This is a genomic window from Fulvivirga ligni (genome assembly GCF_021389935.1).
GTDB lineage: Bacteria > Bacteroidota > Bacteroidia > Cytophagales > Cyclobacteriaceae > Fulvivirga > Fulvivirga ligni.
This window is the reverse complement of record NZ_CP089979.1, coordinates 4,446,356-4,463,101: the sequence shown is the minus strand read 5'-3', so window position 1 is coordinate 4,463,101 and position 16,746 is coordinate 4,446,356. Positions and strand designations below refer to the sequence as shown.

Genomic DNA, 16,746 nt, shown 5'->3' with positions numbered 1-16,746 from the left:
CTTGCCCCCTCAGAGTCACTCGCAGAGGACTCTGAGGATAGTGAAATATCTTAATATACAAATGCTGGATGCATCCTAAATATTCTAATAATGCCATGAATATTCCTTTGAAGAGCAATTACGACCTTCTTACTCTATGCTTAACACTATTTAGTATGGTATTAGGCATAATAGGAGTTCCAATTTTAATTTATTGTGCAGATGAATTGAATCTGAGTTTTGAGCTCATTTTATATGCTGTTGTGCTTCTAATTATCCCTATTTTTATTAAAGTTGAATTGCCGAAAATGAATAGTTTAATGATTGATAAACAAGGCTTAAATATTAGAAACATCATGGGCAGGAAAAAACATATTTCATGGGATGATTTCAATGGTTTTAAAACCACCGCTTTCACTGCAAATGGCGGCTCCGTTGAAGAGATAATATTGTATTCTCAAGGTGAAGCTATCCTGGAAATTTCATCGAATTATGTGGTTAATTATAATGATATTAAAAAGATATTAAACCTACAGTTGAAATATTTAGGATATGAAAAGTTTAACTTTTTCAAATATGTCAAAGACCGTTTGTTTCGGTAAGCTAGATTCCATCAGAATCACTCTTTCCCCCTCAGAGTCACTCGCAGAGGACTCTGAGGAATGTGCCTCTTAAACTTCCTTATCCTTTCTACATTAATTACTTCTGCCTTAAGCACAAGCTATTCCCATCCAGATCTTTAAGCCATGCAAATTTACCCCATGGTGTCTCATCCACTTTGCCGACTTCTATACCTTTAGTTTGATACTCTTTGATAGTCTCCTCCATATCGTCTGTTTCACATATGATCCCATGAAAATTTGATAGTGAAATACTGGTGTTGCTACCTGGGAGCCCCATCTGTATCCATGGTTCTCCATGTGGATCTTGTGCTTCTATAATTATCTCAAAACCTAAGTTCAGATAAAACTCCTTCGCTTTTTGTCTGTCCGTAACCGGTATCATTATAATGTCAATGCTATTCATAGTTTTTTTGATAAATGTAGTAACTCAATAATATAATAGACTCCATTAGATACGACAATCTCCACTGGCATTTGCGACACTTATAACAATCTATGAATAATATCATGTAACTTCATAGTATTAGAAATTATTGACCTAGATGAAAAACCTTTGCCTTACTATTGGTGTGTCATTACTTATTTTGACTGCCTGTAATCATAAAGAAGAATCTCAGCAACTAGCATCAAAAACCATGGAAACCACAAGTCCTGATACATTACAATTCACAAATGGCTATTCTGAAGTAAATGGCCTGAAGATGTATTATGAAATTTATGGTGAAGGCAAACCGTTGGTGCTGATCCATGGCGGCGGATCCACTATTCAATCAACTTTTGAACAGGTCATCCCTTTGTTGGCTGAAGATAGGCAAGTAATAGCTGTAGAGCTACAAGCACACGGAAGAACAGGTGATAGGGATGCCGAGCTTACCTTTGAACAAGATGCCGATGATGTGGCTGTACTTTTGAATAATCTTAATATCTCTAAAGCGGACTTCTTTGGTTTTAGCAATGGAGCCACCACGGTGATGCAAATAGCCATAAGACATGCGGAAATAGTGAATAAAATGGTTCTGGGCTCCGTTCTGGCAAAACGAAACGGAATGCCTGACCAGTTTTGGGGTTTCATGAAACAGGCCAGTCTTGACAATATGCCACAGCCATTACAAGAAGCCTATCTCAAAGTGACCCAGGATTCCAGCGGCCTTCAGGTGATGCATGATAAAGATGCCCACAGAATGGTGAACTTCAAAGATATTCCAGATGAACAGATCCAATCCATAACTGTACCCACACTTATTATAAATGGGGAAAATGATGTTATCCTATTGTCTCATGTCCAAGAACTAGATGAAGAAATTCCCAACTCAGAATTATTGATATTTCCAGGTGTTCATGGTGAATATCTAGGCGAAATCACGACACTTAAACCCGGCTTCAAAGCCAGCGAACTGGAAGCCGTTCCAAAAATCAAGGCCTTCCTGGATAGATAGTTTTATCTCAAGTTTTAAACTCGTACCTATCATACGTAAGTTTTCAACTTACCTCAAATAAAATCTTCCTTATAGAAAGATTACCTTGCTCTAAGAGGAGAAATTATAAAATTTCTCCTCTTAGAGTCACTCTTCACCCCGAGTCACTCTTCACCCCCTCAGAGTCACTCGAAGAGGACTCTGAGGAATCTAGAAGATAAATCAATAAAATTAGTTTGTCCACACATCGACCACATAGTGAATTAAATGAAGTTTATTTCTGTACTTTAACATGCTACAAATGGTTGCCATTATTTCAGCAGGCGAAGGCATATTCTGCTGTATATAAATGGTTTGATCATTTATTGAAAGATGGTTGTAATATTCTGTCCTATGTAATTATGCCTAATCATTTACATTGTCTTCTTAATCCAACCGCTCCGGAAAAGCACTTAAACATTCTCATTAGCGAAGGAAAACGATTTATGGCATATGCTATTGTGAAAGGAATTAAAGCTAGAGGTGATATAAGTTTATTGAAGATTCTTGAAAGTGGAGTTCAGGATAATGAGCGAAAAAAGGGTAAAAAGCATCAGGTTTTTAGGTTGTCTTTTGATGCCAGAAAATGTTATGATAGACAGATGCTTGAGCAGAAGTTGGATTATATTCATCATAATCCTGTGGCTGGAAAATGGAGCCTTGTAGAAGATTATGCTACTTACGGACATTCCAGTGCAGCTTACTATGAATTAGGTTTAGAGAATAAGTATGTAACGAACTATAAGGATTTGGCGTGAAAAGTAATGAAGGTGCCTCAGAGTCCTCTCCGAGTGACTCTGAGGGGGAAGTGGTCATTGGCATGAATTGTGATCTATAGGTGAAGTGCCTATAAATAGTCTTCTATCAAAAATTGAAAAAGATGCCAAGAGGTCCTCTAGAAGAAGATTACAAAGATTCTTCCTTCGCGGATTACTTATAAAGTGTAAGGTTTTCATTCTTGCAAAAAGCTACAATAAAATTGAAGCTGATAGGCAAATAGTAAAATTACTGGCCTATGAGATTTACAAGAGAGGGGATGTCCCGGAAAGTTTCGTTGATCAGTTTTACGAATACCTGGAAAAATGCCGCGAGGATAAAGATGAGGAAGAATTTAAAATATTAATTGATATTTGGCGTAATCCAACTTACCCTACATAAAATCGCGACCCCTCAGAGACACTCTGCCCCCCCTCAGAGTCACTCGAAGAGGACTCTGAGGAGACCAAACACCGTAATGTCCAACTTACCCCACCATCCCCATTTCAGTTACAACCATACTCATTTCAGTTACAATTAGAAATTCAGTTCATCGGACATTTGTATTGTAATTAAAAACAACAATACTATGAACAATGACAATTCTGGTGCTCAGGCACCAAAAAGCAATAAGGTATGGTTTATCACAGGGTCTTCACGCGGTTTTGGTCGTATCTGGACTGAAGCGGCTTTGGAGCGTGGCGATAAGGTGGCGGCTACTGCTCGTAGCGTTGAGAGCATTTCGGATCTGAAAGAAAAATATGGTGACAGCGTGCTTACGCTTAAGCTGGATGTAACTAAGCCGGACCAGGTGAAAGCGGCTATTCAGGAAGCACATAGTTATTTTGGACACTTGGATATAGTGCTCAATAATGCAGGATACTCATTAGTGGGAACCATTGAGGAATGCAGTAATAAGGATGTCAGAACTTTATATGAAACTAATGTAATTGGTCCGCTTTCGGTGATTAAGGCAGCGCTTCCTCTCTTGAGAGAGCAGGGTTATGGTCATATTTTAGGCACGTCCAGCAATCTTGGGCATATCACTTTCCCGGTTATCGGGTACTACTGTTCTTCAAAGTGGGCATTTGAGGCCATTCATGAGAGTTTGGCTACTGAGATTGCTCAGTTTGGTATTAAGGTAACTATCATTGAGCCAGGGGCTTATGCTACCGAATTTGGCAGTCAGCAGTCGCTGAGGTTCTCTGAAGGAATGGAGGTTTATGAGGAGTTCAAAGGCAAATTCATTCAAGGATTGGGTGCCATTGACAGAGGTAATCCTGATGCTACCCCAGAGGCATTATTTCAGGTAGTGGATGCTGATAATCCGCCATTAAGATTCCACCTGGGAAGCCATAATTTGCCTGATGTTCGCAAGGCTTATGAAGCCCGTCTTCAATAGTGGGAAGCATGGGACGAGGTATCAAGTGCTGCACAGGGTAGTTCTGTGAAGCATTAATTATAAAATTAGGTGAGGCTGAATCAAAAGTAACGACTGGCCGTTATCAATAATTATCGGTTCAGGGTTTGATCTGGCCTCATCTTTTAAAAGACATATGAGCAAAATGAATCATCATAAATTCAACTCTATCGGCGAGGCACATGAGGTGTTTGGCTTGCCTAAACCTCAGCATCCTTTGATCAGCCTGGTCGACGGGTCGGTAGCAAATCCGGCTAACATGCCTTCAGGATCCCATGTGTTAAACTTTTATAAGATATCCTACAAGCCAGGAATGAGCACCCGATTGAGGTATGGTCAGGATTATTATGATTTTAATGAGGGAGGCCTTTTGTTTGCTTCACCCAACCAGATTCTGGGCGGAGAGGCTGAAAGCAATAGCGAAGTGGCGGCCTGTTCTCTCTATACTTTGCTTATCCATCCTGATTTCTTCGTAGGATATTCATTAGCTTCTGATATTAAGCGGTTTGGCTTCTTCTCTTACAGCACCAATGAGGGCTTGCACTTGTCAGAAGCAGAAAAAGATACCGTCATTTCCATCTTTAAGATGATCCAAACAGAGCTGAGCAGCAGGATTGATGATTTTAGCCAGGACGTAATCATTTCACAAATAGAACTCTTGCTGAATTTTGCCAATAGATTTTATAATCGGCAATTCATCACCAGAAAAGCAGTCAATCATGATATTCTTCGCCAACTAGATAGCTATTTGGACGATTATCTCGATCATGATAAATCATTGAATCAGGGTATTCCTTCAGTGCAGTTACTGGCGGATCAGGTTAACCTGACGCCAAGTTATTTGAGTGACATGCTCCGTTCACTCACGGGCAGAAATGCACAGCAACTTATTCATGATAAACTCATAGAGAAAGCGAAGGAGCTGTTGTCAACTACCAACCTTAGCGTTGCCGAAATAGCTTATCAACTAGGCTTTGAATATTCACAGTCCTTCAGCCGACTGTTTAAAACCAAGACCGATGTTTCCCCGCTAGAATTTAGGAGGTCATTTAATTGATCTCTGTATAACATTTTCATTCACAAACACCCCCTCAGAGTCACTCGCAGAGGTTAGGTGTGCATCGAGTGTCTCTGGGAAGGGTGAGAAGGTTAAGGGCGAAGAACTCTGAGAGAGTGAAACTGTATAACATTTTCATTTACTCGCCGTATGTTTAACTCTATCTTATGAATGGAATAACATACATCGATCACTTTATCAATCATCCTGAAGAGTTATTTGATTTTTTGAAAAGCAATGTAAGTTGGGATGAACGCATGGCAGCCAGGAAAACGGCTAGTTTTGGGCGTGCATATAATTACTCTCAAATGAGTTATCCTTATCAGGAGTTTCCAGAACCTTTGAAATCGATTATTAATGGCATTAACGATACACATAATTTTGAGCCTAATAACTGCCTTATTAATTATTATTTGGATGGCACCTCGAAAATGGGATTTCACTCTGATCAAACCGATATTTTAGAGATGGGAACCGGGGTTGCCATTATATCAATTGGTGCAGTTAGAACCTTGCGTTTTAGAAATATAGCCGATCAAGCAATTATCCATGATTTTGATCTTCAATCAGGATCACTTATCTACATGACCAATGAAGTTCAGAACGAATGGCAACATGCTATTCCCAAGTCTGATACACAAGAAGGAAGAATGAGTCTTACTTTTAGAAAAATCATAGCCTAACTATTTTATAGATCTCACTTTCCTCTTCCTATTTCCTTTCAGAAACGCTTATTCCCCCTCAGAGTCACTCTATTCCCCCTCAGAGTCACTCGAAGAGGACTCTGAGGAATGAAGGCCGTTGATTGCAAGCGCACTATATTTCGGCTCTAATCGATTATTCATTTTTAAAAGTGTGATCTTGATCGAAGCAGATAGTCTCAGAGTCCGCTGCGAGTGACTCTGAGAAGGTTGAGGACGAAGTGACACTGAGAAGGGTGGTAATTCTCAACTTTGAGAAGAGTGGTGCTTTTAATTAAAATTCAAAACACTTTCGGCTACAACAAAAGACGTTTTGGCTAATCTTCCGGATGCTTTGTTTCTGAGCTTTGTGTTAGCAAAAACAGAAACACTTAAACATTTATTCCCCCTCAGAGTCACTCGAAGAGGACTCTGAGGAATACCGACCGTTGACTACAATTGTACCCTAATAAGTTAGGGCTCTAATGGTTATTCATTTTTAAAAGTGTGATCTTGATCGAAGCAGATAGTCTCAGAGTCCTCTGCGAGTGACTCTGAGAAGGTTGAGGACGAAGTGACTCTGAGAAGGGTTGTAATTCTCAACTTTGAGAAGGGTGGTGCTTTTAATTAAAATTCAAAACACTTTCGGCTACAACAAAAGACGTTTTGGCTAATCTTATGGATGCTTTGTTTCTGAGCTTTGTGTTAACAAAAACAGAAACACTTAAACATGTAGATATGAAAGTATTCGTAACAGGAGCCACTGGCTTCGTGGGTTCAGAGGTAATAAAGGAGTTAATGTCGGCTGGTCATGAGGTGTTGGGGCTGGCAAGGTCTGAGGAGTCGGCCAGGAAGCTGGAGGCTGCAGGGGCTGGGGTGCATAGAGGTGATCTTAATGATTTGGAGTCGATAAAAGCAGGAGCGCAGGCAGCTGATGGGCTTATTCATTGTGGTTTTATTCACGATTTTACTCGTTTTCCAGAGGTTTGTGCCATCGATAAGGAAGTGATAGAAGCTATAGGCAGTGTTTTGGAAGGCACTGATAAGCCATTTGTAATTACCTCAGGTACAGCAGTAGCTGGTAAGCCGGGGTTACTTACTGAGGAAGATCGTGTTCAGAGTTCTGCAAACCCGCGTACTGCCACGGAGCTGGCGGCGGATGCAGTGGCAGCAAAAGGCGTGAAGGTGTCAGTGGTCAGGTTATCTCCTTCGGTACATGGCGATGGTGATAAGCATGGCTTTGTGCCCATTTTAATTGGTATTGCCAAGGAAAAAGGAGTGTCGGCTATGATTGGTGAGGGAACTAATGTGTGGCCAGGCGTACACCGCCTAGATGCCGTTAAGTTATATAGATTGGCGCTGGAAAAATCAGCTCCGGCAGGCACCAGATATCATGCAGTGGGTGATCAGGGGGTGGTTTTCAAGGAGATAGCTCAGACTATCGCTGAAAAACTGGGAGTTCCAACTACTTCTCTTTCACCAGACGAAGCGGCTGGACATTTCACCTGGTTTACACATTTTGCGATGTTTAATAACCCTTCTTCAAGTGAAGCTACTCAGCAAGCACTAGGCTGGAAACCTACGCATGCCACGTTGATGGAAGACTTGAAAGGAGATGTTTATTTTCCTTCTGAGAACTAAAAATTAGAAGTTTATATTATCATTGAGGCACCCGAAAGGTATTTAGCTTTTCGGATGTCTCAATAATGTCTTTCAAAGTAGTGCATACTGATTATGACCACACCTATTAGAGTAAAAACAATCGCTGAGTTTCATGCATTACGCAATCTCCCGAAACCAAAGCATCCGCTTATCAGCGTTATCAATTTTGATGAGTCTGTCAATCCATTGGGTGAGGGCATTCATAACATTGTGTTTGGGTTTTACACCATTTCCGTAAAGCGTGGCATGAATCATAAGTATCGTTATGGTATGCAGGATTATGATTATGACTTTAATGAGGGTGTAATGTTCTTCATGGCTCCTGAGCAGGTGTTAACGATTCAGATAGGGAAGGATGAGATAGGTCCGCAAGGTTGGATGCTCATGATTCATCCGGATTTTTTGTATAACACATCATTGGCAGCGGGCATTAAACAATACGATTTTTTTGATTATTCTGTAAATGAGGCTCTTTTTTTATCTGAAGATGAAGAGAACAAAATGCGGTTGATCATTGAGAATATCAGCCAGGAATACCAGTCGGCCATTGATACATTTAGCCAGTCAATCATTATTTCACAACTTGAGACCCTGTTGAACTACGCTAACCGCTTTTATGGTCGCCAGTTTATTACCCGGCAGAAGGTGAACCATGAAATACTGCATCGGCTGGAACAGGTGCTGGATAGTTATATTCAGAGTGATAAACTGATAGAAAACGGTTTGCCATCTGTCCATTATATCTCAGAGCAGCTGAGTGTTTCTCCCAGCTATCTGAGAAGTTTGCTGAAAATGCACACCGGCCAAAGTACGCAGCAACTCATTCATAACAAGCTGATTGATAAGGCTAAAGTAAAGCTTTCCACCACCAGCCTCACCGTGAGTCAGATTGCCTATGATCTGGGTTTTGAACATCCTCAGTCTTTCAGCAAGCTGTTTAAATCTAAAACCAGCCTTACACCGTTGGAGTTTAGAAGCACATTTAATTAGTTTTTTGTTGGATTTTCTGTAATTAAATCAGGATTTGTGTAATTTAAGAAAGAACTTACCATAACTGATTGAACCTATGGATACCAAAATGGCAAGCCGGGTAGATAGGCTGGAGTCCGAAATTCTCAAGTATAAGAGAACTACCATCATAGCCTTGGTTTTTAGTATTATATGCGGTGGCGGCGGACTTCTGGGACTGGCTACCTGGCTCACCAACATACCAAAGCATAATAAAGAAACCCAAAAGATCGCCCTGGAAATAGTGAAGGATAGTCTGGAGATTTCTATGAAGCGGTTTACGGAGGTACAAACCAAGCACAACTCTGAAATTGAAAGTATTTCACGTCAGCTGGACCTGAATAAATCTATGGGAAATAGTGATCAGGTACAGGTACTTACGTCTTTACTCATCGTAAAAGAACAGCAGTTTCAGTCTTTGATAACTACCACCTCTGAAATGTGCAAAGCTATAGCTCTGAAAGCCGGCGGTACAGAACAATGGATGCAAAAGTATCTCACCCGTATGGAGTCCATCAAGCAGGAAAGTGTGACAGTACAGGCTGAACTGGAACAACTCAAATAATTTATGATTTTCTCAGAGGAATTGTTCTAATTTGCTCTACGGAATGAATCATTATCAGACAGAACTAAATAAAATAAGGAAGTCATGCTTCTCTAATGACAGGCAATTGGAGACGGTAATTGCTGTCCGAAATTATATAGATAATCATTTCGATCAGGAACTGAACCTGGAGCTTCTTTCCCATATTCGATTTACTTCCAAGTATCATTTACTGAGGCTTTTTAAGAAATATTATGGTATTACGCCCAAGCAATACCTTCTGATAAAAAGGTTGGAGGCCACCAAGCATTATCTTCGACAAGGCATGCCAGTAACTGAAGTTTGTTATGCTGCCGGATTTGACACGCCCAGTTCATTCAGTACACTTTTCAGAGCTAAAATAGGTGTTTCACCTGCCGAATATCAAAAAGAGCAACTTTCGCAAAGTATCTCTTCGCTGTAGTGTTCAATTTGCACACATCAACAAAAACACGCAAAATGAAAGTAAGAGTAACAAGTATTCCTGTGCTAGATCAGGAAATCGCCCTGAAGTTTTATACTGAAAAACTGGGTTTTGTTAAAAAGCATGATGTACCTCTCAGCGAGAGCAGCCGATGGCTCACAGTGGTGGCTAAAGAAGAGCAGGAGGGTACGGAGGTTTTATTAGAGCCTGCACCGCAGCATTTTGAGCCGACCAAAGTTTATCAGAAAGCTTTGTTTGAAGCCGGCATTCCATACACCCAGTTTAATGTAGATGATGTGCAAAAGGAATATGAGCGGCTGGTAGACCTGGAAGTGGAGTTTAGCATGAAGCCCACTGAAATGGGTACAGTGAAGGTGGCGGTGCTTAATGATACCTGCGGTAATCACATTCAGCTGGTGCAAATGCTTTAGTAGTCAGATCTGATGTATTAGACGCTCAAATATCAGATTTGGCTACAACATCAGCAGATTCAATTTATCCTGAGACAAGTCTTTGACTCAACTTTGTGTCAATCATTTAAAGTAGAATTGACATGAAAAAAGTATTAATAACCGGAGCAAATAAAGGAATAGGATTAGAAACGGCCCGTCAACTGGCTGGCTTAGGATATTTTGTTTACCTGGGCTCAAGGGATCAGGAAAAAGGTTTTGAAGCGTTACATCAGCTTCAGGACGAAGGGTTTACCAATGTTGATCTTTTACAGATCGATGTGAGCAACGCCAGCTCAGTGCAGCAGGCGGCTTCAGAGTTGGAAAGCAGAACAGAAGTGCTGGATGTGCTCATCAACAACGCAGCCATCGCAGGTCCGAAACAGCAAACTTTCTCTAAGTGCGATGTTAGAGATATGAAGGATCTTTTTGATACCAACTTCTTTGGACCAATACAAACTACCCAGGCATTCTTGTCTTTACTGAAAAAATCAGAAAGTCCTGTAATAGTGAATGTTAGTAGTGAATTGGGATCGCTAACCATGCATTCTGATGAAAATAAAATGGGCAATTGGGATGATTATAATGTCTATGCTTCATCCAAAGTGAGTTTAAATGCGTTTACAGTAATGCTGGCAAATGGCTTGAAGAATTCAAACTTCCGCGTGAATAGCGTAACACCAGGCTATACAGCAACTGATCTCAATGATCATCAAGGTTTTAAGTCAGTAGGAGAGGGCGCTAAGGCTATAGTTGATTGTGTGATTAGCGAGGATGCTGTGAGCGGAAGTTTTTATAGTGATCATGGCATTGTGCCCTGGTAAAATTGGTATTGATATGTCTAAGATAGAAAGAGTAAAGAGCATTAGTGAGTTTCATCGTGTGAAAGGATTGCCTGAGCCTGAGCACCCGCTCATAAGTGTGGTTAACTACGCTGATTTACAGGCGGATGACACCATTGGTGATACAAGTTGGGTTTATGATTTTTACACCATTTCTATCAAACGGAATATAAACGGAAAGATATACTACGGCCAGCAGGAATATGATTTTGATGAGGGCGTCATGTTCTTCATAGCTCCCGGACAAGTGTTGAAAATTTCGCAGCGAGTAGCTGGGTCGTCAAATAAAACAGGATGGATGTTGCTCGTTCATCCTGATTTTTTATGGAATACGCCATTGGCCAAAACTATTGGTAAGTATAATTACTTCGATTATTCTGCTAATGAGGCTCTTTTTCTATCTAAAAAGGAAGAAAGTACAGCCCTCAACATTATAGAAAATATTAAGCAGGAATATCAATCTAACATTGATGACTTCAGTCAAAATATTATCATTTCACAATTAGAGACGCTTCTCAATTATTCTGAACGATTTTATCAGCGTCAGTTCATTACCAGAAAGATCAGTAATCATCAGGTGCTTGATAAGCTTGAGACCCTTCTCAATGATTACTTCAAAAGCAATGAGCTAACCACTAACGGAGCTCCAACAGTGCAGTTTGTATCGGACCAGCTCAATTTATCTCCGGGTTATTTGAGCAATGTTTTAAAATTACTCACCGGTAAAAGTACACAGCAGCATATACAAGAGAAGTTGGTGGCCCTGGCCAAGGAAAAATTGAGCACTACCAACCTCACCGTGAGTGAAATAGCTTATGAATTAGGCTTTGAATATCCACAGTCGTTTAGTAAATTGTTCAAGACCAAAACTCAGCTTTCACCTTTGGAGTTTAGGAGGTCTTTTAATTGATGGATAAATGAAGATTAATCAGAAGGTGCCAATAAATATGTCACTTGTTTTTTATTTTAAGTTAGGATGAGATATTTCATAAAAATATCCATTTGCACAATTCTAATTAGTCTGGTGAACTTTAAAAGTGTTCATTGTCAAGTGCAATCATTGACAGAAACGCTAATCAATAGGTCATTTTATTTTGGTATGACTCCAGATTCTATTGATAATTTATATAAGATCAATGATGGTGGTGTAATAATAGATGACAAATTCCTTTTTTTAGCGGACTCGCTTCAAGGTATACGTCCAGAAAGTGAGTCAGAGGTAATTTCTGATTACATTTTGCTTGATAGTGAATATTATGTCATATTGAACTTTGCCTTTAATCGACTATTCTCGATTAACATATATTCTAATGATTTGAATGATTTTAACGATGAAGTAAAACGTTCTATTCCAATAAAAATAGATGAAATTGAGCATACTACTTATTATGCTTCTATCAAAAACATAGGCTATTATTTTAACGCTTCTGAAGGTTTATTGGTGATGGATGATATGAAGGTGTATCGGAGAATGCCGCCTAGTTGCGGTAAAGGCAGACCTAAAGATTTGGATAGACTTAAGAAATATTTATCACGATATGATCTATGATCTACATCACCCAATTGATATTCGTTAAGCCGGGAAAAGAAGAGATTTTTCTGGAATTTGAAAGCAAGGTTTTACCCCTTCTTCAAAAGCATGGCGGCGAAATTACCTATCGGGTAAGGCCTGAAAAAGAGAGTTTTATTGATCATACAGAAGGTGAAACACCATACGAGATTCATTTTGTTACATTTCCCTCAGAGGCTGATTTACAAGGCTATATGAAAGATGATTCCCGATTGAAGTTTATGCATTTGAAGGAGGAATCAGTACGGTCTACGTTATTGGTGAAAGGTGAGAGGATGTGAGGTTACTGTTGCTTCCTTTTTTATCTATGGTTGGTAAGCAATCATTATTACTGGAGAACTGTGAGTTGTCCTCAGTTGCTCAGAACTTGGTCGGTTCATTTCCCTAAATTTGACAAGAAGGTCTCATAATTAATATAAATTATAAAATTGATCATAAAATTTTTAAATTGCAGATTGAACATTTTTTGATCTGGATGAGATATTTTTTAATTACTCTTTTTATTGCGGTGCTTTTACCTTTCTATGCATCGGCAAAAATTCTTACAGGGAAGTTAATTGATGAAAAAAGCGGTGAGGTTATAAGAGGAGCTGCTGTAATCAAGTATGGCACTTCTAGTGGGGATTATACCAACTATTTGGGCTTTTTTGAGTTATCAGTGGCAGAAGGTGATTCCCTGATTATAGCGCATCCCAGTTATGTTACAAGTGGATTTAAGGTTAGTCAGTCTGAGCAAATTCTTATAAGACTTAGAAGGAATTACGTTAAAATGATTCTTACAAATGATGATTTGGATGTTAAAATAGGGCAAGGAGGAGATGATGAGGGGGCCGGGATTTTATATAGAGGTGGACAAAGTCAGTTTTATTCAGATCTAAAAAGCGCATTCAAATCAGCGGGATTATATAAGGATGATGAGCAATATGAAGCAGAAATATCTTTTACAATAGATGCGAATGGATCTCTGGGCGAAGTGGAAGCTAGAGTTGAAGGTGATAGCGCTAATCATATTCAAAATATTATGGGAACGGCACTTGAGGAATTAAAGGGATTTATGATTGCCACAAGTAATGATCTGCCAATAAGACAATATTATAGGCTGAACCTTAAAAAGAGAGAGGAAGTTTTTGCGATAGTTGATGATCCTGCAATGCCTATAGGTGGATATCCTCAATTTTACCAATATGTGGCAATTAATTTAAGGTATCCTGTAGAAGCCAGGAGATTAGGGATCCAGGGTAAAGTTTATGCCTCCATGGTTGTAGGTAAAGATGGACAGATAAAGGATGTTGAGGTTGTAAAGGGGATTGGAGGAGGCTGCGATGAAGAAACTCTTCGGGTAATAAGGAACAGTCCAAAATGGACTCCTGCTTTTATGGAAGGTGAAGCAGTAGAGCAGAGAATTGTTCTGCCTGTTACATTTAAATTAGGCCGTGAAACTACAGTGACATTCACTCAATATGTTTCTGAAAAAATAGTGTATCCATCAGAAGCTAGGTCAGGGGGAATAGAGGGGATAGTACATGTTTCTTTTATGGTGAAGAATAATAAAATTTCAGACTTGCATATTATTAACGATATCGGAGGAGGATGTGCTGATGAGGTTAAAAAAGCGTTAGCAAGTGTTCCCTCAGAATTGTTAAAGAAGCAATTTTTTCCATCGCGAATTTACATTCAGCCTATAATTTTCAGGTTAAGTAGGGACCCCAGGAAATTTGAAGAAATTGAATTACCAGAAGGAGTGGTTTTGCAAACAATAATTATTACGGCTATTATGATGAAGCCTAATGTTACAGATGTTTTTGAGATGATGCACGATAATAGGTATTCATCAATAGGGGAAGCCATAATGAAAAACCCAAAAATCACACATTTGTCATTAACGAAGACGAATTTAAAGAATGTGGATAGAAATATCTACAAGCTTAAAAAGCTAATAACTTTGGATTTAGAGAAAAATAATATTGCTGACCTGCCAGATGAGATTTGTATGTTAAGCAATCTTGAAAAATTGTTCCTTCCTTACAATGAACTTAGCAGTCTACCAGCAAATTTTGATCAATTAGAAAATTTAAAAATTTTAGGGCTTGGGGAAAATAAGTTTGAAAAATTTCCAGAGGTAATACTTCAGATGGAGAATCTAAGGGCATTGGACCTCTCTGATAATGCAATAGGTTCAATACCAGCGGATATTTATAAACTGAAGAAGCTGGAAATATTAGCATTAAATTTTACCGGTCTTACATCGCTACCTAAAGAACTGTACGAAATGAAGCAATTAAAAGAGCTATCGTTAGTAGGCAATGCTATTAATGATGAAGAGCTTAAGTTATTAAGTAAGGCATTAAAGAAAACCATTATAATATTTGAATAGTAAAGGGCCCCAAAAACATGGGGCCTATGTCTATTATTTCCAATCCTGCAATCTATCCAAATACAGATAAGACTCCACGAATTCTCTATGTTCTTTGCTGGTCATTTTTTCTACCAGATTCAATGATGAGATATAGCTGGCCAGGTTGCCATTAGATGACAGGAACTTGCCGTCTTCTACATAAGTTACCACCGAATCATCCTGTACCAGTAGTTGAGGATAATCAATTTGAAGCTGCTTACCACCGCCAATCCATGTAACTATTTTCTTGCCTTCAGCAATGCCTGATTTACCGATAAGCTGTGCCCCACCACAATTGCTTACAGTGTATTTCGTATGCTCATTTTGCTTTTGGATGAATTGCACTATGTTCTCATTGTGCACTTGCGTGTACATGTCGTAGGCACTGGGTACGAAGAGCACATCTAGCTGAGGGCAATCTGAAAAGTCATGATCTGCAACCATGGTCAGACCTTCTTCTGTTACTATCGGATCTTTAGATTCAGCAATGGTGATCACATTAAAAAGCTGCTCGCCATCTTCGGTAGGTTTGCTAAATACATCTGCGGCCGCCGTAACTTCTGTAGTAAGAACGCCATCGTACATCAAAAGGCCAATTACTGGCAGCCCCTCTTTAAAAGGTTTTATATGCTTTCGCTCTTTTACTTCTTCCTTTGCTGGCGCTGAAGCAGTAGCCTCTTCTTTCTGATTGTTTTGGCAGCCGATGATAGACAAAGCGGCCAATAATACTAAACTTAAATATTTCATTATTAATTAAACGGTTTATGAGTACTTACAGCTATTCTATTCCATGCATTAATGATGGTTACAGCCATAATTATTTGTGCTAAAGTATTGTCGTTAAAAGTTTCCGATGCGCTCTGGTAGGTTTCCTCAGAAAGGCCCTGTTCCTGTATGCTGGTAACTTCTTCTGTTATTTTCAAGATCAACTTTTCCTCATCGCTAAACAAGCTGGATTCTTCCCAGGCGGCTAATTGAAAAATGCGTTGTGGTGTTTCTCCATTATTTAGTGCATCTGTGGTGTGCATGTTAATGCAGAATGCACATTTATTTATCTGTGACGCTCTGATTTTTATCAGTTCTAACCAGCCTTTATCTAGTCCTGAGTTACGGATATAATGCTCCAGGCCAAACATTGCTTTATAGCCATTGGGTTCTAATTGGTCTATTTGAATTCTCTGTTTCATAGCTCCTTTGCTTTTGTTAGGACAAAGCTAGGGGCCATATTATAGAAAAATCTTAACCTAGATTAAGAAAGCTTCTTTCCTCTGATTTTACTAAGATACTCTGGTGTGAGTCCTAGAAAGCTGGCGACCAGGTATTGCGGTACGCGCTGTACAAACTCAGGAAACTGCTCTCTGAATCTGTAAAAAACCTCTTCTTTGGAATAGTTGAAAATGTACCTCATTCTGGTAAGGGACGCGCCATGAGCTATTTCATGAATTTGCCTATAATAGCGTTCCATAATGGGCCAGTCGGTCAGTAGCTTCTGGTAATTATCAAAAGAGATATGAAGTAAGTCAGTAGTTTCTACGGCCTGGATGAAGAAGTTGGTTTTGCTCTGCCTGTTAAAGGCCTGAAAGTCTGATAACCACCAGTTTTCCATGGCAAACTGAACCGTTTTCTCAGTGCCGCTGTCATCAATGAAATAGAGGTGAAGGCATCCTTTAGTTACAAAATAGATTTCCTTGCATAAATCATTGGCCTTTAGCAAGTGCTTTTTCTTTTTAATGGTCTTGCACTCATAATATGAAGATATTTGCTCAAAATCATTTGAATTAAGCTCTACAAACTGAGTGATATGACTATAAAGATCGCTATACATTTTACCAGCACTTGGGGTG

At 39.4% G+C, this 16,746-nt stretch carries 21 protein-coding genes; 17 read left to right on the top strand and 4 right to left on the bottom strand.

What is annotated here, in order from left to right; all coding sequences use genetic code 11:
- Positions 1 to 155: 155 nt before the first annotated feature.
- On the top strand, positions 156 to 581 hold the full coding sequence (locus LVD16_RS18760; protein WP_233769820.1) for a hypothetical protein: 426 nt from the start codon (positions 156 to 158) through the stop codon (positions 579 to 581).
- 97 nt (positions 582 to 678) lie between these two features.
- On the opposite strand, the gene LVD16_RS18755 is transcribed toward LVD16_RS18760, so the two are convergent.
- On the bottom strand, positions 679 to 1,005 hold the full coding sequence (locus LVD16_RS18755; RefSeq protein ID WP_233769819.1) for a VOC family protein: 327 nt from the start codon (positions 1,003 to 1,005) through the stop codon (positions 679 to 681).
- A 139-nt stretch (positions 1,006 to 1,144) separates the two neighbouring features.
- On the opposite strand from LVD16_RS18755, the gene LVD16_RS18750 reads away from it, so the two are divergent.
- The 16 genes from LVD16_RS18750 (at position 1,145) to LVD16_RS18675 (ending at position 14,881) form a co-directional block, all read left to right on the top strand.
- Positions 1,145 to 2,038, top strand: a complete 894-nt coding sequence (locus LVD16_RS18750) for an alpha/beta fold hydrolase (RefSeq protein WP_233769818.1) — start codon at positions 1,145 to 1,147, stop codon at positions 2,036 to 2,038.
- A 284-nt stretch (positions 2,039 to 2,322) separates the two neighbouring features.
- A complete protein-coding gene (locus LVD16_RS18745) occupies positions 2,323 to 2,814 on the top strand; it encodes a hypothetical protein (RefSeq protein ID WP_233769817.1) in 492 nt (163 codons plus the stop codon).
- A gap of 85 nt (positions 2,815 to 2,899) precedes the next feature.
- Positions 2,900 to 3,214, top strand: coding sequence for a hypothetical protein (locus LVD16_RS18740; RefSeq protein ID WP_233769816.1), 315 nt, complete (start codon positions 2,900 to 2,902; stop codon positions 3,212 to 3,214).
- Between the two features lie 187 nt (positions 3,215 to 3,401).
- Complete coding sequence (locus LVD16_RS18735) at positions 3,402 to 4,214, top strand: SDR family NAD(P)-dependent oxidoreductase (RefSeq protein ID WP_233769815.1); 813 nt, start codon at positions 3,402 to 3,404, stop codon at positions 4,212 to 4,214.
- A gap of 163 nt (positions 4,215 to 4,377) precedes the next feature.
- On the top strand, positions 4,378 to 5,289 hold the full coding sequence (locus LVD16_RS18730; protein WP_306309333.1) for a helix-turn-helix domain-containing protein: 912 nt from the start codon (positions 4,378 to 4,380) through the stop codon (positions 5,287 to 5,289).
- Positions 5,290 to 5,456: 167 nt separating this feature from the next.
- Entirely contained in the window at positions 5,457 to 5,972 is a 516-nt protein-coding gene (locus tag LVD16_RS18725) for an alpha-ketoglutarate-dependent dioxygenase AlkB (RefSeq protein ID WP_233769813.1), read from the top strand.
- A gap of 735 nt (positions 5,973 to 6,707) precedes the next feature.
- Positions 6,708 to 7,610, top strand: a complete 903-nt coding sequence (locus LVD16_RS18720; protein WP_233769812.1) for an SDR family oxidoreductase — start codon at positions 6,708 to 6,710, stop codon at positions 7,608 to 7,610.
- 93 nt (positions 7,611 to 7,703) lie between these two features.
- Positions 7,704 to 8,621, top strand: coding sequence for a helix-turn-helix domain-containing protein (locus LVD16_RS18715; protein ID WP_233769811.1), 918 nt, complete (start codon positions 7,704 to 7,706; stop codon positions 8,619 to 8,621).
- Between the two features lie 76 nt (positions 8,622 to 8,697).
- Positions 8,698 to 9,204 carry a hypothetical protein gene (locus LVD16_RS18710; RefSeq protein ID WP_233769810.1) on the top strand — a complete coding sequence of 169 codons (507 nt, stop codon included), beginning with the start codon at positions 8,698 to 8,700 and terminating at the stop codon, positions 9,202 to 9,204.
- A gap of 43 nt (positions 9,205 to 9,247) precedes the next feature.
- The gene (locus tag LVD16_RS18705) at positions 9,248 to 9,646 is read left to right on the top strand and encodes a helix-turn-helix domain-containing protein (protein WP_233769809.1); all 399 of its coding nucleotides are present in this window, start codon (positions 9,248 to 9,250) and stop codon (positions 9,644 to 9,646) included.
- Positions 9,647 to 9,681: 35 nt separating this feature from the next.
- Positions 9,682 to 10,077 carry a VOC family protein gene (locus LVD16_RS18700; RefSeq protein WP_233769808.1) on the top strand — a complete coding sequence of 132 codons (396 nt, stop codon included), beginning with the start codon at positions 9,682 to 9,684 and terminating at the stop codon, positions 10,075 to 10,077.
- 122 nt (positions 10,078 to 10,199) lie between these two features.
- Positions 10,200 to 10,919: an SDR family NAD(P)-dependent oxidoreductase gene (locus LVD16_RS18695; protein WP_233769807.1), complete on the top strand. Its 720-nt coding sequence runs from the start codon at positions 10,200 to 10,202 to the stop codon at positions 10,917 to 10,919.
- A 13-nt stretch (positions 10,920 to 10,932) separates the two neighbouring features.
- Positions 10,933 to 11,847 carry a helix-turn-helix domain-containing protein gene (locus tag LVD16_RS18690; protein WP_233769806.1) on the top strand — a complete coding sequence of 305 codons (915 nt, stop codon included), beginning with the start codon at positions 10,933 to 10,935 and terminating at the stop codon, positions 11,845 to 11,847.
- A 150-nt stretch (positions 11,848 to 11,997) separates the two neighbouring features.
- Positions 11,998 to 12,486 carry a hypothetical protein gene (locus LVD16_RS18685; protein WP_233769805.1) on the top strand — a complete coding sequence of 163 codons (489 nt, stop codon included), beginning with the start codon at positions 11,998 to 12,000 and terminating at the stop codon, positions 12,484 to 12,486.
- Complete coding sequence (locus tag LVD16_RS18680; protein WP_233769804.1) at positions 12,483 to 12,788, top strand: DUF1330 domain-containing protein; 306 nt, start codon at positions 12,483 to 12,485, stop codon at positions 12,786 to 12,788. The genes LVD16_RS18685 and LVD16_RS18680 overlap by 4 nt, the downstream gene beginning before the upstream one ends.
- 194 nt (positions 12,789 to 12,982) lie before the next feature.
- Positions 12,983 to 14,881: a TonB family protein gene (locus LVD16_RS18675; RefSeq protein WP_233769803.1), complete on the top strand. Its 1,899-nt coding sequence runs from the start codon at positions 12,983 to 12,985 to the stop codon at positions 14,879 to 14,881.
- Positions 14,882 to 14,914: 33 nt separating this feature from the next.
- On the opposite strand, the gene LVD16_RS18670 is transcribed toward LVD16_RS18675, so the two are convergent.
- From LVD16_RS18670 to LVD16_RS18660, 3 genes are all read right to left on the bottom strand, one after another.
- The gene (locus LVD16_RS18670) at positions 14,915 to 15,649 is read right to left on the bottom strand and encodes a DJ-1/PfpI family protein (RefSeq protein WP_233769802.1); all 735 of its coding nucleotides are present in this window, start codon (positions 15,647 to 15,649) and stop codon (positions 14,915 to 14,917) included.
- 2 nt (positions 15,650 to 15,651) lie between these two features.
- On the bottom strand, positions 15,652 to 16,089 hold the full coding sequence (locus LVD16_RS18665) for a carboxymuconolactone decarboxylase family protein (RefSeq protein WP_233769801.1): 438 nt from the start codon (positions 16,087 to 16,089) through the stop codon (positions 15,652 to 15,654).
- A gap of 62 nt (positions 16,090 to 16,151) precedes the next feature.
- On the bottom strand, positions 16,152 to 16,727 hold the full coding sequence (locus LVD16_RS18660; protein ID WP_233769800.1) for a Crp/Fnr family transcriptional regulator: 576 nt from the start codon (positions 16,725 to 16,727) through the stop codon (positions 16,152 to 16,154).
- Between the last annotated feature and the right edge of the window lie 19 nt (positions 16,728 to 16,746).